This is a genomic window from Pedobacter puniceum, from assembly GCF_009674685.1.
GTDB lineage: Bacteria > Bacteroidota > Bacteroidia > Sphingobacteriales > Sphingobacteriaceae > Pseudopedobacter > Pseudopedobacter puniceum.
The window spans coordinates 1-22,566 of record NZ_WKJI01000007.1; the positions used below are offsets into that span (position 1 = coordinate 1).

At 34.4% G+C, this 22,566-nt stretch carries 19 protein-coding genes; 15 read left to right on the forward strand and 4 right to left on the reverse strand.

Translation table 11 applies throughout. The features are described 5' to 3' along the window. The 9 genes from GJJ64_RS16850 to GJJ64_RS16060 all read left to right on the forward strand — a co-directional run. On the forward strand, positions 1-1,319 hold a 1,319-nt coding region (locus tag GJJ64_RS16850), incomplete at its 5' end, for an MFS transporter (RefSeq protein ID WP_195759307.1). Between the two features lie 33 nt (positions 1,320-1,352). Continuing rightward, positions 1,353-1,841, forward strand: coding sequence for a cupin domain-containing protein (locus tag GJJ64_RS16025; RefSeq protein WP_154288768.1), 489 nt, complete (start codon positions 1,353-1,355; stop codon positions 1,839-1,841). 152 nt (positions 1,842-1,993) lie between these two features. Next, a complete protein-coding gene (locus tag GJJ64_RS16030; RefSeq protein ID WP_154288769.1) occupies positions 1,994-2,764 on the forward strand; it encodes a glycerophosphodiester phosphodiesterase family protein in 771 nt (256 codons plus the stop codon). A 540-nt stretch (positions 2,765-3,304) separates the two neighbouring features. Next, entirely contained in the window at positions 3,305-5,230 is a 1,926-nt protein-coding gene (thrS, locus tag GJJ64_RS16035) for a threonine--tRNA ligase (RefSeq protein WP_154288770.1), read from the forward strand. A gap of 33 nt (positions 5,231-5,263) precedes the next feature. Beyond that, a complete protein-coding gene (infC, locus tag GJJ64_RS16040; RefSeq protein WP_026904408.1) occupies positions 5,264-5,809 on the forward strand; it encodes a translation initiation factor IF-3 in 546 nt (181 codons plus the stop codon). 31 nt (positions 5,810-5,840) lie between these two features. After that, on the forward strand, positions 5,841-6,041 hold the full coding sequence (gene rpmI / locus GJJ64_RS16045) for a 50S ribosomal protein L35 (protein WP_026904407.1): 201 nt from the start codon (positions 5,841-5,843) through the stop codon (positions 6,039-6,041). A gap of 74 nt (positions 6,042-6,115) precedes the next feature. Beyond that, complete coding sequence (gene rplT, locus GJJ64_RS16050; RefSeq protein ID WP_154288771.1) at positions 6,116-6,460, forward strand: 50S ribosomal protein L20; 345 nt, start codon at positions 6,116-6,118, stop codon at positions 6,458-6,460. A 193-nt stretch (positions 6,461-6,653) separates the two neighbouring features. After that, a complete protein-coding gene (locus GJJ64_RS16055) occupies positions 6,654-8,381 on the forward strand; it encodes an ATP-binding protein (protein ID WP_195759308.1) in 1,728 nt (575 codons plus the stop codon). A gap of 169 nt (positions 8,382-8,550) precedes the next feature. After that, positions 8,551-9,237: a DUF4397 domain-containing protein gene (locus GJJ64_RS16060; RefSeq protein ID WP_154288773.1), complete on the forward strand. Its 687-nt coding sequence runs from the start codon at positions 8,551-8,553 to the stop codon at positions 9,235-9,237. Positions 9,238-9,314: 77 nt separating this feature from the next. Here the strand turns inward: GJJ64_RS16060 and GJJ64_RS16065 are convergent, their stop codons facing one another. Next, complete coding sequence (locus GJJ64_RS16065; protein WP_154288774.1) at positions 9,315-11,003, reverse strand: T9SS type A sorting domain-containing protein; 1,689 nt, start codon at positions 11,001-11,003, stop codon at positions 9,315-9,317. A 248-nt stretch (positions 11,004-11,251) separates the two neighbouring features. Here GJJ64_RS16065 and pnp point away from each other — a divergent pair, with 248 nt between their 5' ends. Then, the gene (pnp, locus tag GJJ64_RS16070; RefSeq protein WP_154288775.1) at positions 11,252-13,411 is read left to right on the forward strand and encodes a polyribonucleotide nucleotidyltransferase; all 2,160 of its coding nucleotides are present in this window, start codon (positions 11,252-11,254) and stop codon (positions 13,409-13,411) included. A 217-nt stretch (positions 13,412-13,628) separates the two neighbouring features. After that, positions 13,629-14,933: a Gfo/Idh/MocA family protein gene (locus tag GJJ64_RS16075; protein ID WP_154288776.1), complete on the forward strand. Its 1,305-nt coding sequence runs from the start codon at positions 13,629-13,631 to the stop codon at positions 14,931-14,933. A gap of 2 nt (positions 14,934-14,935) precedes the next feature. Here GJJ64_RS16075 and GJJ64_RS16080 read toward each other — a convergent pair whose 3' ends face one another. Then, positions 14,936-15,481 (reverse strand): YceI family protein, encoded by a 546-nt coding sequence (locus tag GJJ64_RS16080; protein WP_154288777.1) that lies wholly within the window; start codon positions 15,479-15,481, stop codon positions 14,936-14,938. Positions 15,482-15,563: 82 nt separating this feature from the next. Here GJJ64_RS16080 and rpe point away from each other — a divergent pair, with 82 nt between their 5' ends. The 4 genes from rpe (at position 15,564) to GJJ64_RS16100 (ending at position 20,924) form a co-directional block, all read left to right on the forward strand. Then, a complete protein-coding gene (gene rpe, locus GJJ64_RS16085) occupies positions 15,564-16,235 on the forward strand; it encodes a ribulose-phosphate 3-epimerase (RefSeq protein WP_154288778.1) in 672 nt (223 codons plus the stop codon). Next, complete coding sequence (locus GJJ64_RS16090; RefSeq protein WP_154288779.1) at positions 16,228-18,651, forward strand: TonB-dependent receptor; 2,424 nt, start codon at positions 16,228-16,230, stop codon at positions 18,649-18,651. Before rpe ends, GJJ64_RS16090 begins: the two co-directional genes overlap by 8 nt. A gap of 146 nt (positions 18,652-18,797) precedes the next feature. Then, a complete protein-coding gene (serC, locus tag GJJ64_RS16095) occupies positions 18,798-19,865 on the forward strand; it encodes a 3-phosphoserine/phosphohydroxythreonine transaminase (RefSeq protein WP_154288780.1) in 1,068 nt (355 codons plus the stop codon). Positions 19,866-19,976: 111 nt separating this feature from the next. Then, positions 19,977-20,924 carry a D-2-hydroxyacid dehydrogenase gene (locus GJJ64_RS16100; RefSeq protein ID WP_154288781.1) on the forward strand — a complete coding sequence of 316 codons (948 nt, stop codon included), beginning with the start codon at positions 19,977-19,979 and terminating at the stop codon, positions 20,922-20,924. A 75-nt stretch (positions 20,925-20,999) separates the two neighbouring features. Here GJJ64_RS16100 and GJJ64_RS16855 read toward each other — a convergent pair whose 3' ends face one another. Next, the gene (locus GJJ64_RS16855) at positions 21,000-21,146 is read right to left on the reverse strand and encodes a hypothetical protein (RefSeq protein WP_195759309.1); all 147 of its coding nucleotides are present in this window, start codon (positions 21,144-21,146) and stop codon (positions 21,000-21,002) included. Positions 21,147-21,162: 16 nt separating this feature from the next. Then, positions 21,163-22,563, reverse strand: coding sequence for an MBL fold metallo-hydrolase RNA specificity domain-containing protein (locus GJJ64_RS16105; RefSeq protein WP_154288782.1), 1,401 nt, complete (start codon positions 22,561-22,563; stop codon positions 21,163-21,165). Positions 22,564-22,566: the final 3 nt, after the last annotated feature.

Sequence of the window (22,566 nt, forward strand, 5' to 3'; positions counted from 1 at the left end):
GAGCTTTCATGATGGTTCCTTCGGTTAATATAGGTTCTTTCGGATTAATCCTAACTGCATTTTTTGTGATTGCTATAGGTTTCTCCCTACAACAAACGGCAGCCAATCCTTTTGCAGTAGCTTTAGGTACACCAGAGACCGGTGCCGATAGGTTAAATCTTGCCGGTGGAGTAAATAACTTTGGTTCTTTATTAGGGCCTATTATTGTAAGTATAATTTTATTTGGAACTGCAGCAGGTGCTGAGCCAAAAGCGGTAGAAATTACCTCTATCAATACCTTGTATTATATTTTGGGAGCTTTGTTTATTGGAGTAGCAATTTTCTTTGCCATTTCTAAATTGCCCAAAGTTACCAGTGATGAACATATTGAGGCTAGTAAAAAAACAAATGGTCCTTTACTGATTATGTTGGTAGCCTTTTTATTGATTTTAGCTGCCGACCCTTTGGCAAGTATGACAGGTATATCAGCAGCTATTTATGTTTATGCATCTTTACTTATTGTGGTATTAACCTTATTCTTATCAAGCACAGCAGCAAGTAAAAAGCCCGAAGGCTGGGGAGCTATGAGATATCCTCAATTGATTTTAGGTATGCTAGCCATCTTCACTTATGTAGGGGTAGAGGTAAGTATACAAAGTAATTTTGGAGCCTTGTTAAATACACCAGAATTTGGTTCTTATCCAGAGGCAGAAATAGCGCCTTTTATATCCCTATACTGGGGAAGTTTAATGATTGGTCGTTGGACAGGAGCAATATCAGCTTTCAATCTTAGTAAATCTGTTAAAAATATTTTAACTATTGTGGTTCCCTTTATTGCCTTCGCGGTGATACTAGGTTTTAACCATATCAGCGGTACAGATATTGGCAATTTATACATCTATGCCATTTGTATTGTGGTATTGATAGCAGGCTTCTTTTACAGTCAAGAAAAACCAGCAAAAACTTTGGCTACTTTTTCTGTATTAGGCGTTATAGCTATGGTAATAGGTTTATTAACCACCGGGCAAACGGCTACCTATGCTTTCATTAGCGGCGGTTTATGTTGTTCTATCATGTGGCCATGTATTTTCTCATTATCCATAACGGGATTAGGGAAATATACTAGTCAAGGGTCGTCATTTTTAATCATGATGATATTAGGCGGTGCAATAATTCCACCAGTACAAGGTATATTTGCCGATAATAGCGGTATCCATTTATCTTACATTATCCCTGTAATATGTTTCGCTTATTTATTGTTTTTCGCTTGGAAAGTAAGTAAAGAACTACAGAAACAAGGTTTTGATGTAAATAAAATTGAAGCAGAAGGCGGTCATTAATCAAAAAAGTATAAGAAATTCAAATAACAATATATGAAAAAGGAAATCTTTAAAAAGATAGAACAAGATTTAATACAACAAGGCTTTGAAATTGCAAATTATGATGACACCCGTCCTTGGGGAGGTTTTTTTGTGATTAACGAAGCACAAGCACAAAAATTTGCTGATACTTATTTTAACGGTCAGCAGGTAGGTCAACTTCAAATTGCGGGTAAATTAAGTCCTAAAATTTTAGTTGTAGAGCCACAAAAACGCTTATCATGGCAATACCATTTCCGTAGAGCAGAAATATGGAGGGTAGTGAGTGGTACAGTAGGTGTTGTTACTAGTGATACAGACGAAGAAGGCGAATTAAAAAGCTATAAGCCAGAAGAAATCATCACCCTAAAAAAAGGAGAAAGACACCGTTTAGTAGGTTTAGATGATTGGGGTATTATAGCCGAAATATGGCAGCATACAGATAAAGACGCTCCATCTGATGAAGAAGACATAGTAAGATTACAGGATGACTTTGGTAGATAAGTCTACAAAATCTAGGATTAAAAGCAGCTTGATAAGCTGCTTTTTTGTTTATAAAATTCAATAATCATATTTATTAGATTTTTTTTCGAGAAGCTATTCCTAATTCTTGTAAAATATCCCTAACTTTTGATAGTTTAACAAATTTTGTTTCCATGAAAAAATCAATCATATCTACTTTAATTTTAGGCATTATCACCTCTATCATGACTTCATGTTCTGTGTTAAATCGTAGTTCAGAAAATCAATCATCTGCATATAATCCTGTAATAGCTCATCGCGGAGCATGGAAAGCTTTACAATTGCCACAAAACTCCATAGCATCTTTAAATCAAGCCATCGCCTTAAAATGTTATGGATCTGAGTTTGATGTACATCTCACTAAAGACAATATTTTAGTGGTTAACCATGATCATGATTTTTTTGGTATCAACATAGAACAAGCAAATTATCAAGACTTACTCGCAAAAAAATTAAGTAACGGAGAGTCTATACCAACCGCAGAAGCTTATTTAAAAGCAGGTTTAAAGCAAAAACAAACTAAGCTTATCTTGGAGTTAAAACCATCTAAATTAGGGAAGGAGAGAACGCAGGAAGCAGCAGAACAAGTGGTGAATTTGATAAAAAAGCTAAAAGCAGAAAACATGGTGGAGTATATTTCTTTTAGTTACGATGCCCTTACGAAGATAAAAGAGCTCCTTCCTAAAGCAAAAGTAGCTTATTTAAATGGAGGCATAGCTCCACAACAACTAAAGCAAGATGGTATTGATGGTTTAGATTATCACTTCTCAGAATATAAAAAGAACCCTACTTGGATAAATGAAGCACATCAGTTAGGATTAACCATTAACGCTTGGACGGTAAATAATCCCATTGATATGAAACACTTGATAGCACAAAAAGTAGCATTTATCCCGAGTTACTGATAAAGGTGTTGGCAGAGAAATAATTTTTTTATTTCTATTTCTAGATAGTAATATTAGTCCTTTCTAAAATTGTATCCTAATTTATTTGCGAGGTATCCTCCTTATAGAGGAGGTAGAAAAATTAATTGTAAGCAGCAGTATTTTCATGAGAAGACACCCAACCTTCTTCGAGACTCGTTCGACAATCCTTCGATAAAATAGGGGTATTTCTCGAACAACTCTCGAAGAAGCCTCGAAGCGGTCTCTTGTTTTTCTCGCAAAAGCTCGCAAATGCCCGCAAAAGCCCGCAAAGTTCGGCAAATTGCGTGTCCCATGTTAATGAAAACCAAATAAGATTTTAAATTGCAAATCTTAAAAACTCTCTATATACTCTTAGTTGATGTTTCAGTTTTCAATTCTAACTTAGTTTTTTAACTTTATTTTACCTCAAAAAAATCAATCTTTTATCAATAAAAAACAATAATTTTGCCGGCCTTATAACACTTCATTGTATAAGTGTTTTGCATATTATTTTTTAACAAATATCAATCATAGTTGTACATGATTAAAATTACACTTCCCGATGGTTCTATAAGGGAATATGAAAAAGGAACCAGTGCTCATCAAATTGCCTTATCTATTTCAGAAGGCTTAGCCAGAAACGTATTAGCCGCCGTAGTAGATGGCGAAGTTTGGGATGCTTCAAGACCTATCGAGCATGATGCATCTTTAAAGTTATTAACCTGGAATGATGCCGATGGAAAATCTACATTCTGGCATTCATCTGCTCACTTGTTGGCAGAAGCCTTGGAAGCTTTATATCCAGGAACAAAATTTGGTATTGGCCCGGCTATAGAAACAGGTTTTTATTACGATGTTGATTTCGGAGAACATCAGATTTCTTCTGACGATTTTAAGAAAATAGAAGATAAAATTATTGAACTTGCCAAAACAAAGTCTGAATACAGCAGAAAGTCTGTTTCTAAAGCAGAAGCGTTGAAGTATTTTGAAGAAAAAGGCGATGAATATAAATTAGATTTAATCAAAGACCTTGAGGATGGTAAAATCACTTTCTATACACAAGGTAATTTTACCGATTTATGTCGTGGTCCACATATTCCTAATACTGGTTTCATAAAAGCTGTAAAGCTGATGAACGTTGCAGGCGCTTATTGGAGAGGTGATGAAAGCAGAAAGCAGTTGACACGTATTTATGGTGTAACTTTTCCTAAACAAAGCGAGCTTACCGAATATCTTCAAATGATTGAGGAAGCTAAGAAAAGAGATCACCGTAAGTTAGGAAAAGAACTAGAGCTCTTTACTTTCTCAGAAAAAGTAGGGATGGGTTTACCATTATGGTTGCCTAAAGGAACTGCTTTAAGAGAAAGATTAGTTAATTTCTTGCAAAAAGCTCAGCAAAAAGCAGGTTATGATCAAGTAATCACCCCACATATTGGACATAAAAATCTATATGTAACCTCTGGGCATTACGATAAATATGGTGCAGATTCTTTTCAGCCTATTAAAACTCCGCAAGAAGGTGAAGAGTTTTTCTTGAAGCCAATGAACTGTCCGCACCATTGCGAAATCTATAAATCTAAACCAAGATCTTATAAAGATTTACCAGTAAGATTAGCCGAGTTTGGTACTGTTTATCGTTACGAGCAAAGTGGCGAGCTACATGGTTTAACAAGGGTAAGAGGCTTTACACAAGATGATGCTCACTTATTTTGTAGGCCAGATCAGGTTAAAGAAGAATTTAAAAAGGTTATCGATTTAGTTTTATATGTTTTCAAAGCTTTAGGCTTTGAGAACTATACTGCTCAGGTATCATTAAGAGACCCTGAGAATAAAGCCAAGTATATAGGTTCTGATGAAAATTGGCAATTGGCAGAGCAAGCTATTGTTGAAGCAGCAGAAGAAAAGGGTTTACCAACCGTGGTAGAGTTAGGTGAAGCAGCATTTTACGGGCCTAAACTAGATTTTATGGTAAAGGATGCTTTGGGTAGAAAATGGCAACTAGGAACCATACAGGTAGATTATAATTTACCAGAAAGGTTTGAGCTAGAATATACCGGAAGCGATAATCAAAAACACCGTCCAGTAATGATTCATAGAGCACCTTTTGGTTCTCTAGAAAGGTTTGTGGCTGTTTTGATTGAGCATTGCGCCGGAAACTTCCCATTATGGCTTACGCCTGAGCAATTTATCGTTTTACCTATTTCAGAAAAATTTGAAGATTATGGTAAAAAAGTTTTAGAATCTTTAAATAATTCCGATATTCGCGGTTTGATTGATTTGCGGGATGAGAAAATTGGAAGGAAGATTAGAGATGCTGAAATCAAAAAACTACCTTATATGCTTATTATAGGCGAGAAAGAAATGCAAGAAGGCATGGTTTCTGTACGTAAGCATGGTGAGGGAGATAAAGGAAGCATGACTTTAGAAGAGTTCCAAAATCATCTTCAACAAGAAATCATCATATAAATAAATAACTGGAGGACTATTATTAGACCAAAATTGAATCCGAATAACAGAAGCAGAAGAACCACAGAGCCAGCTCATAATATCAACAGACGTATTAGAGCTAGGGAAGTTAGGGTAGTAGGCGAGGATATTGAACAGGGCGTATACCCTATAGAAAAAGCATTGCAGATGGCAGAAGAGTTGGAACTCGACTTAGTTGAGATTTCACCTAATGCAAATCCGCCAGTATGTAAAATTGTTGATTACAATAAGTTTGTTTACGAGCAAAAGAAGAAGCTTAAAGAAATCAAAGCAAATGCAAAACAAACTGTTATTAAGGAGATTCGTTTCGGTCCTAATACCAGTGATCATGATTTTCAATTTAAACTAAAGCATGCCGTTAGCTTTTTAGAAGCGGGTGAAAAAGTAAGAGCTTACGTTCACTTTAAAGGTAGAGCTATTGTTTATAAAGAGCAAGGAGAGATTTTATTATTAAAATTTGCCCAGGCTTTAGAAGATTATGGAAAAGTAGAACTACTTCCTAAGTTAGAAGGGAAGAGAATGTTCTTAACAGTAGCGCCTAAAACGTTAAAAAAATAAATATCCACAGGTTAAATTAAAAAGCATAATTATGCCAAAAATGAAAACCAATTCTAGTGCAAAAAAGCGTTTTTCGCTTACTGGAACAGGTAAAATCAAAAGAAAGAGTGCTTACAAAAGTCACATCTTAACTAAGAAGACTACAAAGCAAAAACGTAACTTAACTCATACTACATATGTAAATGATGGAGATATGGGAAATGTTAAACGTATGCTTTGTATCGGAAAGTAATTAATTTATTAACCAGGTATCCGGTAGTAAGAATTCTGAAATACGAATCGCCGTTTATCAAAATCATTTAAAATATGCCACGTTCGGTTAACGCAGTAGCGTCAAGAAGAAGAAGAAAAAAAATCTTAGGTTTAGCCAAAGGCTACTGGGGTTCAAGAAGCAAGGTTTACACCATTGCTAAAAATACTGTTGAAAAAGGTTTGCAATATGCTTTCCGCGACAGAAAAGTTAAAAAGAGAGAGTTCAGAGCTTTATGGATTCAGCGTATTAACGCAGGAGCCCGTCAGTACGGTATCTCTTATTCTCAATTAATGGGAAAACTAGCTGCAAAAAACATAGGTTTAAACAGAAAAGTTTTGGCTGATTTAGCGATGAATCATCCAGAAGCTTTCAAAGCTATTGTTGATACAGTAAAATAAAAAAATCACGTTTTAGGATCATAAAGAAAAGGAATCAAACTTATTTGGTTCCTTTTTTTTTTGAGCAAATGTTGGCTATCGCTTTTTAGTTAAATTATTAACTATTTTTTTTAAATGTTATTTTCATGATTGAAGAAATACTTATCTTAGTGCAGTAGCTCTCATGAATAATCTCTCAATTTTAAACCTATCCTTGAACAAGCTACTTTCTACAGAATCAGATTCTTTAGAAAGAGCCAAGATTAAAATTTTATTTTCCTTACTTGTTTTAGCTTTAGTAAAAGTAATTGTAGTAGCAAGTACAGCTTGGTATTTCCAACAGGGTTTTCAGCTTAACAGAGCAGTTTTCTTCGGCAGTATTTACGTTATCATCTTAAAATTGATGTTGTCTAGAAAAATTAGTTTTTCTAAAACAAGTCACTTCATGATTTTAATAGGCTTAATCATCATTTGGTCTAATATTTTTATGGTGAATAGAGATTTTAACTTAGTAGCTATACAGTTTGCCTTCATGCTCATCATGAGTAGTTTTTACTTAATAGGCTCTAGATTTGCTATTATTGCCTCTTTGTTAGCTTGTTTGCCTGTTATGTTAGATTTAATGTTTGATATTAAAGGCTTTATCATAAAGCAAACGGCGGTTCCCTTAGCTTCTCCAGGTTATGAAATTTTGGTGGCTTTAAATTTTCTTACGGTTATAGTTGCACATTACTTTTTTAATCAGGCATTCTCGGCAAATATTGCTACGCAGATAGAGCTTAATAAAAAGTTAGAAATAGCAGTTCAAGAAGCTAATCAAGCAGCCCAGTCCAAATCAGACTTTTTGTCGGCAATGTCTCATGAATTAAGAACGCCTCTTAATGCCGTTATAGGTATTACTGATTTGTTTTTGTCTAACCCTAAAAGTAATGATAAGGAAGAAAATTTGAATATACTAAAGTTTTCCTCCATGAGTTTGCAAGCTTTAATTAATGATATTCTAGATTTTAATAAACTAAGTTCCAATAAATTAAGTTTAGATATCCAAAAAGTTAATCTTTTTGAATTGGTTAGCAACTTATGTTCTACCATGAAGCTTCAATTTGAGGAAAAGAATATTAACCTTGTGGTAGTTATAGATGAGCAACTACAAAATCTAAATGTCTTATCAGATTCGACTAGAATAACACAAATCTTATATAACCTTGTTGGTAATGCTTTGAAATTTACAGCCCAAGGGAGTGTGAAGGTGAGTTTAAAAGTAATATCTAAAGATAAAGAACAAATAAATGTTGAATTCTCTGTCGAAGATACCGGGATAGGTATAAGTAAAGAACAACAACAAATTGTTTTTGAACCTTTTATGCAAGCTACAGCAAACATTGCTAGAAATTATGGCGGAACAGGTTTAGGATTGGCCATTGTAAGAAATTTATTAAATCTGTTTGATAGTGATATTCACTTAGAAAGTGCTCCTAATCAAGGTTCTAAATTTTATTTTAATTTAAATTTATGGACAAATGAAAGTTTTGATGATATAGATTTAGAGCCCGATACGACTTTTCAAGATCTAAGTGAGATAAAAATTTTGGTAGCGGAAGATCATCCTATGAACAGACTGCTTCTAAAAAAAGTATTAAATAATTGGAATAACAAACCCACATTCGCAGAAAACGGAAGAGAAGTGCTTGAAAAACTAAAAGAAGAAAATTTTGATATTGTTTTGATGGATTTATATATGCCAGTATTGGATGGTTATGCAGCAACTAAACATATTAGAGCAATGGATGATAAGACTAAAGCTCAACTTCCTATTTTAGCTTTTACGGCTTCTGTATCAGAGCATCTTTATTCAGATATAAAAGAAGCTGGTATGAACGATTACTTGTGTAAACCATTTAAACCATTAGAGCTTTACCAAAAACTTCTTGGCTTGGTATAGTTGTCTAAAAAAAGAAACACAGCATTTTTATATAAGCTTAAATTTTTATAGCTAAAATCATTAAGCTAATTATCAATTTAAACATTCATTCTCTAGTTAATATAAAGTCTAATAGATTTTAGGGTTCGTAATTTGTTTGGCATGCTTTGTAACAAATAAATTAACGAACATGAAAAAGAACAATTTTTTAAAACAGATTTTAAGCGGAGCTTTGCTTATAGCAGTTGCCGCAGGTTTTACTTCTTGTAAAAAAGACGATGTAGATGAAACCGGTTCAGCAAGAATTAAAGTAGTGAATGCTTCTTCAGCTTCAATACCACAAAGTGTGTTTTTAGCTAATAGTGCTATCGTTCAAGGTGGTTTAGCCTTTAATAATTCTTCTGATTACATCACCACAAATTCTGGAAATAATTTACAATTAGAATTTAGAAATGAAGGTTCTACAACGGCCTATGCAAGCGGAAGATTTGATGTAGATAATGGAAGTTCATATACTGCTTTCTTAGCAGGAGACGGACAACAAGCAAGGGTGAAATTTTATAAGGATGATTTATCTGCGCCAGCTGGTGGGCAAGCAAAAGTGAGGTTTGTTCATTTAAGTGATGCAGCTCCTGCAAATGTTGATATCAGACGCTCTTCAGGGGCTAATTTAGCAGCCAATTTAGCTAAAGATAATGCAAGTAACTTTATGAATATTGAGCCCGGAATACTTTCTCTACAAGTTTATTCAGCAGGAGGTACTCAAAGTTTAGGTACTTTTAATTTAAGCTCTTTTGCAGAGGGTAGGATTTATACAGTATATATTACTGGTTCTACTACACAAAATATTGCGGTAAGACAAATTACGCATAATTAAGCTAAATTTAAGCTATAAAAAAAGGGCTGCATCATAATGCAGCCCTTTTTTATTCTATTGATTTTAACAACTAATAATTATTGTACTATCACTTTTAAAACTTCTTTAGAAATAGCTCCTTCAATATTTAAGAAATAAACACCAGGTATAATTTGGTCTTTTAACTTAAGTTCTTTTGAAGATTCATTTTCTTGATTTAATAATTCTGTATAAACAACCTTACCTTGAGAAGATATTAAACTCAATTTTTTAGGTTTTAAATTTGTTTTAAATTTAATAGTAGCTGAACCAGAAGAAGCAATAGGATTAGGAAAAATAGTTGAAACATCTTTTTGATTTCCTAAATCAAAATTGATAGCTCTAATGCCTTTTTCATTTACCTTGCCATTTAAATCATACTGTAATAATTTGTAATAGTTACTACCATTAAAAGGGAAATTATCTACAACGGTATAGCTAGAAGCTCCTTTAGCTTTAACAGTAGCTAATAAGGTGAAATCTTTTCCATTGTTAGATTTTAAAATCTCAAACCTATCATTATTAACTTCTGAAGCAGTAAGCCAATTAATATTTATTTTGTTAAGCTCTTTCTTCGCATCAAAAGAAATTAAATCAACAGGTAATACACCTGTCCCATTTAAATTGGTGGTGCCTAGGACGGTAAAGCTGCCTACCACATTAACAGTTGTATTGGCACTTAAAGTTAAATTGTTAAAAGTAAAATTTCCAGTTGCTGTAGAAGTTCCCGTTTTATTAAAAGTAACATTGGTGTTGCCTGTAAAAGTTGCATTCACAGTTCTAAAACTAATAGGTGTAACAGCTGTTAAATTTCCACCTATAAATAATGTTTGATTTGTGCCTACCGAATTATTAGTTATAGATTTTGCGCCTGCTCTAAAATTTAATTGATTCTCAACCAATAAAAATCTATTTGAACCACCACCTACCATAAAGGAACTTCCTGCAATAACTTCTGGTGCTGTAGCATAACCAGAGCCTGCAGCTGTGATAAATACTTCTTGTACACCTAATTGAGCGCTAAAAGACGCTCCTGTTCCACCGCCAGTATCAGTAATTGTAATTGCGGGGAAATTTGTATATCCCGAACCTGGATTAGTAATATTAATGCCAGTAATAACACCTCCTGAAATTATAGGTTCCCCTGTAGCTGTTATTAGTGGAGATGTAGAAGTTTGTTGCCCTGAAATTGCAGATGGTGCAGCAAAGGTGACCGTTGTTGCATTGGTGTAACCGCTCCCACCAAAGTTAATAGCTGTGCCAGTGATGGTGTAACTCGTTATAACTGCAGCTGCAGCGCTTGTAGGTGTGGAACCAGCAAAAACCAAGCCTGAGTGCACTGTAGTACTTGGATTAGGTTTGCTAGATAAACGACCTGCATTTACTATAGTTAAACCTGTTACAGATCCAGCGCCATCAATGCTAGAAGTAATAACTGCAGCATTACCTTCCCCAATATTTAGAATGCTTCCTAAGACACCTGGAGGTGTGGGTGAAGAACCAAAATTAGAAGTCATTGCAACTCCATCTCTAATAGTAACTATAGATCCAGTTCCAGGTACGCTTGATGTATTTGTCCAGCCTGTTGCAGCATTAAATATTTGCCAACCAGAGGTGCTTGTATAACTAGCATTGTAAGTAGATCTAGTCCTAAATTCTCCGTCAACCTGAGCCTGAGATATAAAAGGTAGTATAGTTAAAGAAGATAAAAGGACTAGACGTCCAAAAGAAAGTAAAGTTTTTTTCATGCGTTTATAATTTGGTTGTGATGAAATTACTTGAGAATACTAGTGATGGCAACCTGATTCATCCTGATTGCTTATAGTTTATATCAAAAAACCAAAGGGTATTTATTAAATGTTGTTGTTCTGATGAATATTTACAAGGAATTGAAAGGACCTGAAAATTTAATAACAAGCTTGTAACATAAAAAAAACTTACACCTCGCTGAATAACAGATATAAAAGACTATTTTTGTGCCGATTAAATAATACATATGAGTTTAAATGTTTTTAAAAAGTCGATTGATTTAGGCGATGGCCGTATCATTGAGATCGAAACTGGTAAATTAGCTAAGCAAGCTGATGGTTCAGTTGTCGTGAAACAAGGTGATACTATGCTTTTAGCCACTGTTGTTTCAAATAAAGATGCAAAAGAAGGTGTCGACTTCCTTCCTTTATCCGTTGATTATCAGGAGAAATATGCGGCAGCTGGCCGTATCCCTGGAGGTTTTTTACGTCGTGAAGCCCGTTTGTCTGATTATGAAGTGTTAATTTCTAGATTGGTAGACAGAGCTTTACGTCCATTATTCCCTGAAGATTACCATGCAGAAACGCAGGTAATGATTTCCTTAATATCATCAGACAAAAATATCATGCCTGATGCATTAGCAGGTTTAGCTGCTTCGGCTGCTATTGCGGTTTCTGATATTCCGTTTAACGGACCTATCTCAGAAGTACGTGTTGCTAAAATTGATGGAAAATTGGTTATTAACCCTACTAAGTCTGATTTAGAAAGAGCAACACTTGAGTTTATTGTTGCTGGTTCTGCTCAAGATATTAATATGGTTGAAGGAGAAGCTGATGAAATTCAGGAAGCTGAGTTGGTTGAAGCTATCCAGTTTGCACATGCTGCAATTAAAGCACAAGTTCAAGCACAAGTAGAACTTACCGAGTTGGTAGGTAAAACTCAAAAAAGAGAATACTGCCACGAGCATAGCGACGAGGAATTAAAAGCTAAAATTACGGCTGATACTTACGATAAAGTTTATGCTGTAGCAAAATCTGGCGCAGGTAAAGATGAGCGTTCGGCAGCTTTTAAAGCTTTGCAAGATGAGGTTTTAGCTGCTTTAGGTGAAGATGCTACAGAAACGACTAAGTTTTTAGCTAAGAAATATTTCCATGATGTTCAGTATGATGCTGTAAGAGCTTTATTATTGAATGAAGGTATCCGTTTAGATGGAAGAAATACAAAACAAATTCGTCCTATCTGGAGCGAAGTTGGTTATTTACCTTCTGCACATGGTTCTGCAATATTTACACGTGGCGAAACACAATCTTTAACAACCGTTACTTTAGGTGCTAAAGATGATGAGCAGTTAATAGATGGTGCTTTCATCAATGGTTACAACAAATTCTTATTGCACTATAATTTCCCTTCTTTCTCTACAGGTGAGGCTCGTCCTAACCGTGGTGTGGGTAGAAGAGAAATTGGTCATGGTAATTTAGCCATGAGAGCTATAAAAAAAGTATTACCCGGAGATGAGGAAAATCCTTACACCATTCGTGTAGTTTCTGATATTTTAGAATCTAATGGTTCTTCTTCAATGGCAACTGTTTGTGCTGGTACCTTAGCTTTAATGGATGCAGGTATTAAACTTAAAGCTCCGGTTTCTGGTATCGCTATGGGTTTAATTTCTGATGATAAAACAGGTAAATATGCTATCCTTTCTGATATCTTAGGAGATGAAGACCATTTAGGAGATATGGACTTTAAAGTTACAGGTTCAAGAAATGGTATTACCGCTTGCCAAATGGATTTAAAAGTTAATGGTTTATCTTACGAGGTTTTAACAGAGGCGTTAAACCAAGCTAAAGAAGGCCGTTTGCATATCCTTGGTGAGATGGAAAAAACCATGTCTGCTCCTCGTGAAGATTATAAACCACATGCTCCACGTATCATCAGCATGACCATAGATAAAGAATTTATTGGTGCTGTAATTGGTCCGGGTGGTAAAATTATCCAAGAAATGCAACGCGAAACTGGTGCAACCATCTCTATTGAAGAAAAAGACAATAAAGGTGTTATCCAGATTTTTGCTGATAATAAAGATTCTATTGACCAAGCGGTTAGAAGAATCAAAAACATCGTAGCAAAACCAGAAGTTGGCGAAGTATACGAAGGTAAAGTAAAATCTATCATGCCTTTTGGTGCTTTTGTTGAGATTATGCCAGGTAAAGATGGTTTATTACACATCTCTGAAATAGATTGGAAACGTTACGAAAGTATGGACGGAATTTTCCAAGTAGGAGATGAGGTAAGAGTTAAATTATTGGATATCGATAAACAAGGTAAATTAAAACTTTCTAGAAAAGCTTTATTACCTCGTCCGCCTAAGCCAGATGCAGCACCAGCAGCAGAAGCGCCTCAGGCTTAATAAAAATATATTTTTTTGATTTTTTTTACCCGCTCTGTGTATACAGAGCGGGTTTTTTGTTTGATAATGTGGTTGTCGGTTGATTGGATTTATTTTAATAATTTCTATCTTAGAGATAACCCAATAATAAACCATTACGTTTGAGATGATCTTAGATATCAAAAAAAGCAGAGCCTTGTCTTTGATAACGACATCATCAAACCTAAATAAAAATTAAATGAAAAATCAAGAAAAAGAAGTTTCTAATGTTTCTAGACGTAAGTTTTTAGCAAGCGCTGCTACCTTATCAGCCTTTATGATTGTGCCTCGTTTTGTACTAGGTAAAGGATTTGTTGCACCCAGTGATAAGATAAATTTAGGTTTTATTGGCACTGGAAAGCAATCGATTACATTGAGACGAGCATTTGCTAGCCAAGAGCAAGCACAGATAGTAGCTGCAAGTGATGTTTATAGACGAAAACTTGATTTTTTTGCACAAGAAATCAATAAATTTTACGCTGATAAAAAGGGTGCAGACCAGTATAAAGGCTGTGATATTTATGAAGATTACCAAGAGATTTTAGAAAGGAAAGATATTGATGCTGTAGTCATCATCACGCCAGACCATTGGCATGCTGTACAAGCAGTTGCAGCAGCTAAAGCAGGTAAAGATATTTATTGCGAAAAGCCATTATCATTAACCATAGAAGAAGGAAGAGCAATGGTAAATGCTACTCGCAAATATAAGCGTGTTTTTCAAACAGGAAGTATGCAACGCTCTTGGGATGAGTTTAGACAGGCAGTTGCTTTAATAAGAGGGGGCTACATTGGCGAACTAGATAATATTAAGGTAAGTGTTGGGCCTCCACCACTAGCTTATAATTTACCTAAAGAAGAAATACCAGCAGATTTAAACTGGGAGAAATGGTTAGGGCCAAATAAAAACTATAGTCACTTTAATGAAAAGTTAAATCCAGATATTAATGCTTATTGGGCCAAATGGAGGGATTATAAAGAGTTTGGAGGTGGTATGGTTACAGATTGGGGCGCACACATGTTTGATATTGTGCAGTGGGCTTTAAATATGGATAATAGTGGCCCGGTAGCAGTAACTCCACCAGATCAAAATCATAAATTTTTAACTTTCGAATATGCTAATGGATTAAAGATGACTCATGAGAACTTTGGTGTTGGTAATGCCATTCAGTTTAATGGTAAAGAAGGCAGTATTGTGGTACGTCGTGGAAAATTGGAGGTCAATCCAGAATCTCTACAAAATAAAGTAATAGACGCTAAAAATTTAGGTATTTATCATAGCACTAACCATTATCAAGACTTTTTAGAGGCGATAAAGAACCGTAGTAAACCTGTTTGCGATGTAGAAATTGGACACAGAACGGCTAGTGTTTGTAATATTGCCAATATAGCTTATGAGCTTAAAAGACCATTAAAATGGAATCCTGAAAAGGAAGTTTTCATCAATGATAAAGATGCGAATAAATTAAAGGGTAGAGAGCTTAAAAAAGGTTTTAAGCTTAGTTAAAATTAATTACTCACTTTATTTAAAGAGCCGTTAACAGTAACTTCAATTTTCTCGCCAATAGGTTTTCCTAAGATTTTAGGAGGCTCAATTTTAAAATCTTTTGTATTTAAAATGAAAGTGCTGTTAACGCTTATGATGTTTTTTTGAAGAGTTATTTTACAAGGTATAACTTGCTGTACATCCACACCATGCAGGTTGAATTTGCCTTCTACATAAATGAGGTAAGTACCATCAGGTTTGTTGGATAAATCATCTTTAAAATTACCCTTGAAGCTCGCCATAGGGTATTTGTCACTTTCTATATATTTTTCATTAAAATGCTGTTGCATTAAAGCTTTTTTAAAACTAAAAGAGCTAATAGCAATGCTTACCTTTATTTCTTTACGTTTTATATCTAAAGTTGCGTTTGCAGAATTTGTAAGGGCATCAATATCAGCTACAGGAGCTGCGGCATAAAAGTGCACCGATAATTTATCTGTCTTAAAGTTTTGCGCTTGAAGCCATAAAGGCAAAGAAATAATGCTAAAGATAAGAGCCAAATATTTCATGGTTGGATGTTTTCTTATATACTAAATACGTTTAGCTTATGATTAAAGTTTTATAAGAAGGCATATTTATTATATTTGAATCATGAATCATTTAATCGCACCATCTATTTTATCGGCAGATTTTGCTCATCTAAAACAAGATATTTTAATGCTTAATAATAGCGAAGCAGATTGGATACATGTAGACGTTATGGATGGCGTTTTTGTACCCAATATTTCTTTTGGTTTTCCGGTTATTGCAGCAGTAAAAAATTATGCATTAAAACCTTTAGATGTACATTTAATGATTACCAATCCAGATCGTTATTTGGAAGATTTCCAAAAAGCAGGAGCCAATGTTATTACCGTACATTATGAAGCTTGCGATCATTTGGATAGAACCATTCATAAAATTAAAGAATTAGGTTGTAAAGCGGGGGTTGCAATTAATCCTCATACTCCGGTTTCTTTATTAGAGAATGTGATAGAAGAATTAGATTTAGCCTTAATCATGACGGTTAATCCGGGTTTTGGCGGACAAAAATTTATTGCCAATAGTTACCATAAGATACAACAGTTAAGGGCCATGGCTGATGAAAAAAATCCCGACTTATTTATTGAGGTTGATGGTGGCGTAAGTAATCATAATTCTTTAGCCTTATTAAAGGCTGGGGCTAATGTTCTGGTAGCTGGTAATGCTATTTTTGCTGCCGAAGATCAGTTGCATGCCATAGCAGAATTAAAAAATATATCTCCTGATACTTTCCATGCGTAGTTTCCTTCTGGCGATACTTTTAGGATTTTCTGTAAATGTCTTTGCGCAGCAAACGCTTAAGCTTTCAGGAAAAATAAGTAATGCGCAATCAGAATCTTTAAGCGGTGTAGAGATTAGTGTTAAAGATGCTGATATCAAAAAGATATCTAACATTAAAGGAGAATATAACATCAATCTAAAGCCCGGAACTTACACTTTAATCTTTTCATTATCAGGGTACAATACAAATATTTCTAATCTTAAATTAGAGAAAAATACAATACTTAATGTTGTTTTGGTAAAAGATAAGCAAATGCTTGATGTTGTTGTAGTGAACGACCAAAGCACTAGGGTAGAAGGGATGACCAACATTAATGCCCGTAATTTTGAGCTCTCGCCAAACGTTGCACAAAGTTTTGAGGCCATGTTAAAACAATTACCAGGTGTCTCAACCAATAACGAATTAAGTTCGCAATACTCGGTACGTGGAGGTAATTTTGATGAAAACCTCATTTACATCAATGATGTTGAGATTTTTAAACCTTATTTGGTTAGAAACGGTCAGCAAGAGGGTTTAAGTCTTATAAATCCCGATTTAATCTCTAATGTGAAATTTTCTGCCGGAGGTTTTTCAGCTCGTTATGGCGATAAATTATCATCTGTTTTAGATGTAAACTATAAAACAAGAGATACAGCGGCAAGTGTCATCAGTTTAGGTACCAATGGGTTGTCTGCAAGTACTTTTTTTGCACAAAAAAGGTTTAACGTAGCTATTAGTTTTAGAAATAAGAGAAATAGGTTTGTACTTAATGCACAGCCTATTAGAGGAAGTTATGATCCACGTTTTTACGATTTACAAACTCTTGTCAACTATAAAGCTAGTCCGCGTTTAAATGTTGAGTTTTTAGGTATTGCCAATAGCAGCCAGTTTAGTTTATTTCCACAATCTAGAGAAACTACTTTTGGTACTTTACAACAAACTTTAAGGTTAAGGGTAAACTACGAAGGACAGGAGATAGACCAATATACCAACTTGGTTGGGGCTCTTACTTTTAACTATAAGCTTAATGATAAAGCTAAGTTAAAATGGATAAATTCTGCTTTTATCATGTCTGAAAGAGAGAATTTTGATATTACAGGTTCTTATTTATTTGATGAAGTAGAAACTGATTTTTTAGGAGGAGGTTTTGGTAATGTGGTAGCAAACCGAGGAATAGGTGCCTTCCAAGATTATGGCAGAAACCAAATGGATGCCCGTGTTTTAGCTAGTGATATCAAATACTATTTCTCTAAAAACAACTCGCATTGGGAAGGCAGTTTAAGATTTCAGCAAGATTATATCAAAGATGAACTTTTAGAATTTAATTATCTAGATTCTACGGGTTACGCTTTGCCCAATAATCAATCAAATGGCTTTCCGCTGTTTGATTATCGTAATGCCAGTAATACATTAACTACTAATAGGATTTCTGCTTATATCTTAAACACTTCTGATATTGGTGAGCATTTTACTTTAGCAAGCGGCTTAAGGTTTAATTATAATAGTTTTACTAAAGAGTTATTGCCTAGCCCTAGATTGGTGTTAACTTATAATCCTAAAAAGGAAAAAGACATTATTTATAGGTTTGCTAGTGGTTATTATGTTCAAACGCCCTTTTACAGGGAGTTAAGAGGTTTTGATGGCCAGATAAACCCTGATGTTAAATCGCAAAAGTCTTTACATTTTATAGCCTCATCAGATTATAAATTTAAATCTTTAGGGACTAATTTGAGGTTTAATACCGAGTTGTATTACAAAGCTTTATTACAACTTACCCCTTACGAGTTAGAAAATCTTCGTGTAAGATACAATGCTGGTTTAACCTCAAAAGGTTATGCAGCAGGGGTAGATTTTTCTATTAGTGGTGAGTTTGTACGAGATTTAGAATCGTCTTTTAGACTTTCTTTAATGAAAACAGAAGAGGATATTAATGGCGATTCTTTTACCAGAACAGATGCCAATGGAAATCAGCAAGTTGTTTTTCCAGGCTTTATCAAAAGACCAACAGATCAACGTGTAAACTTTTCGATATTTTTTCAGGATAGGTTATTCAACAGCCCAACTTATAAAGTTCATTTAAGTTTACTTTATGGCTCTAGATTACCAAGTTGGCCACCTAGAACCAATAACTTCACTACAAACTTCACCATACCACCCTACAGAAGAGTAGATATTGGTTTTTCTAAAGATATTTTGGATAAAGAAAGTATCAAAAGATTTAAATGGTTTGATACCTATTTCAATTCTTTCATCGTTTATGCAGAAGTATTTAACTTGCTCAATATCAACAATACAGTTTCTTACTTGTGGTTAACAGATGTTAATAATAATCGTTACGCAATTCCTAATTTTTTAACATCTAGACAGCTAAATTTTAAGATTATTGCAAAATTTTAAATTTACACCGTAGAAACGTTTTATTGTTTTAAATTTGGGCCTTAAAACGTTAACAATAAAAAATGAAACTTAATTTTAAACACCTTACTTAAAGCCGTGTTTAATTTTAAAATCCGATATAGAAACCAAACAAACAACTCAAACAAATGAAACATAACTTTGGCGCTGGTCCATGTATTTTACCACAAGAAGTATTTAAACAAGCTTCACAAGCAGTATTAAATTTTAACGATACAGGCTTGTCTATTCTGGAAATATCACACCGTAGTAAAGAGTTTATTGCTGTATCAGAAGATGCTATTAAAATTGTTAAAGAATTAATGAATGTACCAGAAGGTTATTCGGTTCTTTTCTTACAAGGTGGTGCAAGTTTACAGTTTGCCATGGTAGCTATGAATTTACTTCAAGAAGGTAAAAAAGCTGCTTATTTAGAGACTGGAGTTTGGGCTAAAAAAGCTATTAAAGAAGCTAAATTATTTGGTGAAGTAGAAATCGTAGCTTCTTCAAAAGACGCTAATTTTAATTTCATCCCTAAAGGATACACCATTCCAGAAGATGCGGCTTATTTCCACATTACTTCTAACAATACCATTTATGGTACAGAGCTTTTTGATATTCCAAAAACCAATGTTCCTGTGGTTTGCGATATGTCTTCTGATATTTTTAGCAGGGTGATAAACGTTGCAGATTTTGATTTGATATACGCTGGTGCTCAGAAAAATATTGGTCCGGCTGGTGCAACTTTAGTAATTGTAAAAGACGAGATTTTAGGTAAAGTTAACAGAACTATTCCTTCTATGTTAGACTATAAAGTACATATTGAAGGAGAGTCTATGTACAATACGCCACCTGTTTTCTCTATTTATGTTTCTTTATTGAACTTAAAATGGTTAAAATCTAAAGGTGGTATAGCAGCTATAGAAAAAGAAAATATCGCTAAAGCTGAGGCCTTATATCAAGAAATTGATAGAAACCCATTCTTTAAAGGAACAGCAGCAGTTGAAGATCGCTCTAGAATGAACGTTTGCTTTGTGATGGAAAATCCAGAATTAGAGAAAGATTTCTTAAAACTTGCAGAAGAAAAAGGTTGTGTAGGTATCAAAGGACATAGAAGTGTTGGTGGTTTTAGAGCATCTATTTACAATGCTTTACCTATCACAAGCGTTCATGTATTGATAGAGGCTATGCAAGAATTTGCTGAAAAGCATAAATAACATCGATTTGAGAAGTGAGATAAGAGATTTGAGATTGTTGAACGGTCTCAAATCTTAATACTCACCTCTCAATAATCAAATCTTAAAACTCAAATCTTAAATAAAAACAACATGAGAATCTTAGCAAATGATGGTATAGATCCAATAGGAAAAAAACTACTGGAAGAAGCCGGAATTGAAGTTGACACCCAGAACATCCCACAAGAAGAATTAGCTTCTAAATTAAATGCTTATGATGGTATCACAGTAAGAAGTGCAACCAAAGTAAGAAAAGAGCTTATTGACGCTTGTCCTAACATTAAAGTTATTGGTCGTGGTGGTGTTGGTATGGATAATATTGATGTAGAATATGCAAGAAGCAAAGGTGTTGCAGTAGTGAATACGCCAGCATCATCATCATTATCTGTTGCCGAGTTGGTATTTACTCACCTTTTTAATGGTGTAAGATTTGTTTACGATGCTAACCGTAAAATGCCTGTTGAAGGAGCTAATCAATTTAATAACCTTAAAAAAGCTTATGCAAAAGGTAGCGAGTTAAGAGGTAAAAGCATTGGTATAATAGGTTTTGGCAGAATTGGTAGAGAAACTGCTAAAGTTGCCTTAGGTTTAGGTATGGATGTTTTAGCTTATGATTTAAGTGAAGTACCTGCTTCTTTAACCTTAGAGCTTTCTGGAAATATTAAAGTTGAAGTTCCTGTAAAAAAAGTAAGCCTAGAAGAGTTAATTTCTCAAGCTGATTTTATCAGTATTCATACACCTTTCATAGAAAAACCTTTATTAGGTAAAGAAGAGTTTGAGAAAATGAAAAAAGGTGTAGGTATTGTAAACTGCTCTAGAGGTGGTACTATAGATGAAGAAGCTTTAATTGAAGCGCTTGATAGTGGCCAGGTTGCCTTTGCTGGTTTAGATGTTTTTGATAACGAACCAACACCTAGAACTGCTATTTTACAACATCCAAAAATCTCTTTAACTCCGCACATTGGTGCTTCAACTAACGAGGCTCAAGAAAGAATAGGGGTAGAGCTTGCTAATTTAGTTATTGATGTTTTAAAAGGATAAAATCCTTTTTTTATCATAAAGTTAAAAGCCCGATATTTTAAATATCGGGCTTTTTTATGTTAAACAGAATTTATTTTAATCTAAAGCATTAAGCAATACCCAATACCTATAGCCTGTTAAGGCCTGCTCAAACTTACTGAGTTTAGATGGGTCTTTTTGATATAAGCTGGGTAGTACAAGCTTATTTACTTTATTTAGGAACCTAAAGAATTTCTTCTTCATAACATCTTTTTAAGGTTTAAAGCTCAAATATCATTCCTTTTTCTGGTATTACAGCTTCATATCCATCATCTTTTAAAGCGCTTTGTAAGGCTAGCATACTTTCCTGCTCGCCATGCACCAAGAATATTTTCTTTAAGCCTTCTTTTGGAATGGCTTTTATATACTCCATGATGCCGTTTTGGTCTGCATGTCCGCTTAGTTGGTCTGTTTTTTTGATGGTAGCAAAAACAGATAAATCACGCCCTCTTAACCGCACTACGGCGTCGCCTCTGAGTAAACGATATCCTAAAGTATTTTTAGCACAATAGCCTATGAATAGGATGGTAGCATAAAAATTTTGGATATTATAGAAAAGGTGATCTTGTATTCTACCCCCTTCTAGCATTCCGGCTGATGAAATGATGATACAAGGCTCAAAATGGTTAGAAATCTCTTTACTTTCTTTAAGCTCTTTTACATAAGATAAATTAGCGAATTCAAACTCATCACCATTTTTTTGGTAAAAAGATCTTGCATCTTCATTTACATATTTATGATGCTTTCTATAAATATCAGTAGCCATAATAGCCATAGGGCTATCCACAAAAACTGGTACTGGTGGTAATAGGTTTTTAGAGAATATTTTATTTAGGGTATAAACCAAAGATTGGGTTCTTCCTACACTAAAAGCCGGAATAATTAAACGACCAGGTTGGTTAATGCAAGTTTCTTTTATAACCTTAATAAGCGTTTCTTCAATGCTTTCTGTTGCAGTGTGTAAACGCCCTCCGTAGGTAGATTCTGTTACCAGAAAATCTGTTTCTGGCAAATTTTCCGGATTGATGAGTACCGGATAATTTTTTCTACCTATATCGCCTGTAAAGGCAATGGTTTTTGTTTTACCAGCTTCTGTTATTTTGAAGTGTACAGCTGCAGCACCTAATAAGTGCCCAGTAGGGATAAATTGTATCTCTATATCTTCTCTTATTTGAAAAGGCTTATTAAAACCGATGGTTACTATCCTATCGGTAGTATCCATGACATGTTTTTGAAGATATAAAGGTTGTTGCTGCTGATCGTGATGATGTTTTTTAGAACGTCTTTTAAATGGTTTTTTCTTTAGTTTACCTAAAAATATATTTACAGAATCTGCTAATAGCAGTTGTGTTAAATCTGCCGTTGGAGGCGTACATAAAATTTGCCCTTCAAAGCCTAATCTTACTAAAGTAGGTAAATTACCAGAGTGATCTATATGTGCATGTGTAAGCACCACTAAATCTATCTCTGATGGTAAAAAAGGAAAATTTATATTCTCTATTAGGTTAACATTATTTTCATAATCTAAACCACAATCTATCAAGATCTTATAGTTATTTACCTCAAGCAAATGCATGCTTCCGGTAACTTGCTGCGCAGCACCCCAAACAGTTAATTTCATAAA

Bases quoted from the DNA above. Each gene is read 5' to 3' on its own strand.
- rpmI (WP_026904407.1), top strand. From the start codon at position 5,841: ATGCCAAAAATGAAAACCAATTCTAGTGCAAAAAAGCGTTTTTCGCTT.
- GJJ64_RS16105 (WP_154288782.1), bottom strand. From the start codon at position 22,563: ATGAAATTAACTGTTTGGGGTGCTGCGCAGCAAGTTACCGGAAGCATG.
- GJJ64_RS16075 (WP_154288776.1), top strand. From the start codon at position 13,629: ATGAAAAATCAAGAAAAAGAAGTTTCTAATGTTTCTAGACGTAAGTTT.
- GJJ64_RS16090 (WP_154288779.1), top strand. From the start codon at position 16,228: ATGCGTAGTTTCCTTCTGGCGATACTTTTAGGATTTTCTGTAAATGTC.
- GJJ64_RS16080 (WP_154288777.1), bottom strand. From the start codon at position 15,481: ATGAAATATTTGGCTCTTATCTTTAGCATTATTTCTTTGCCTTTATGG.
- thrS (WP_154288770.1), top strand. From the start codon at position 3,305: ATGATTAAAATTACACTTCCCGATGGTTCTATAAGGGAATATGAAAAA.
- serC (WP_154288780.1), top strand. From the start codon at position 18,798: ATGAAACATAACTTTGGCGCTGGTCCATGTATTTTACCACAAGAAGTA.
- pnp (WP_154288775.1), top strand. From the start codon at position 11,252: ATGAGTTTAAATGTTTTTAAAAAGTCGATTGATTTAGGCGATGGCCGT.
- GJJ64_RS16100 (WP_154288781.1), top strand. From the start codon at position 19,977: ATGAGAATCTTAGCAAATGATGGTATAGATCCAATAGGAAAAAAACTA.
- rplT (WP_154288771.1), top strand. From the start codon at position 6,116: ATGCCACGTTCGGTTAACGCAGTAGCGTCAAGAAGAAGAAGAAAAAAA.
- rpe (WP_154288778.1), top strand. From the start codon at position 15,564: ATGAATCATTTAATCGCACCATCTATTTTATCGGCAGATTTTGCTCAT.
- GJJ64_RS16030 (WP_154288769.1), top strand. From the start codon at position 1,994: ATGAAAAAATCAATCATATCTACTTTAATTTTAGGCATTATCACCTCT.
- GJJ64_RS16855 (WP_195759309.1), bottom strand. From the start codon at position 21,146: ATGAAGAAGAAATTCTTTAGGTTCCTAAATAAAGTAAATAAGCTTGTA.
- GJJ64_RS16060 (WP_154288773.1), top strand. From the start codon at position 8,551: ATGAAAAAGAACAATTTTTTAAAACAGATTTTAAGCGGAGCTTTGCTT.
- GJJ64_RS16065 (WP_154288774.1), bottom strand. From the start codon at position 11,003: ATGAAAAAAACTTTACTTTCTTTTGGACGTCTAGTCCTTTTATCTTCT.
- GJJ64_RS16025 (WP_154288768.1), top strand. From the start codon at position 1,353: ATGAAAAAGGAAATCTTTAAAAAGATAGAACAAGATTTAATACAACAA.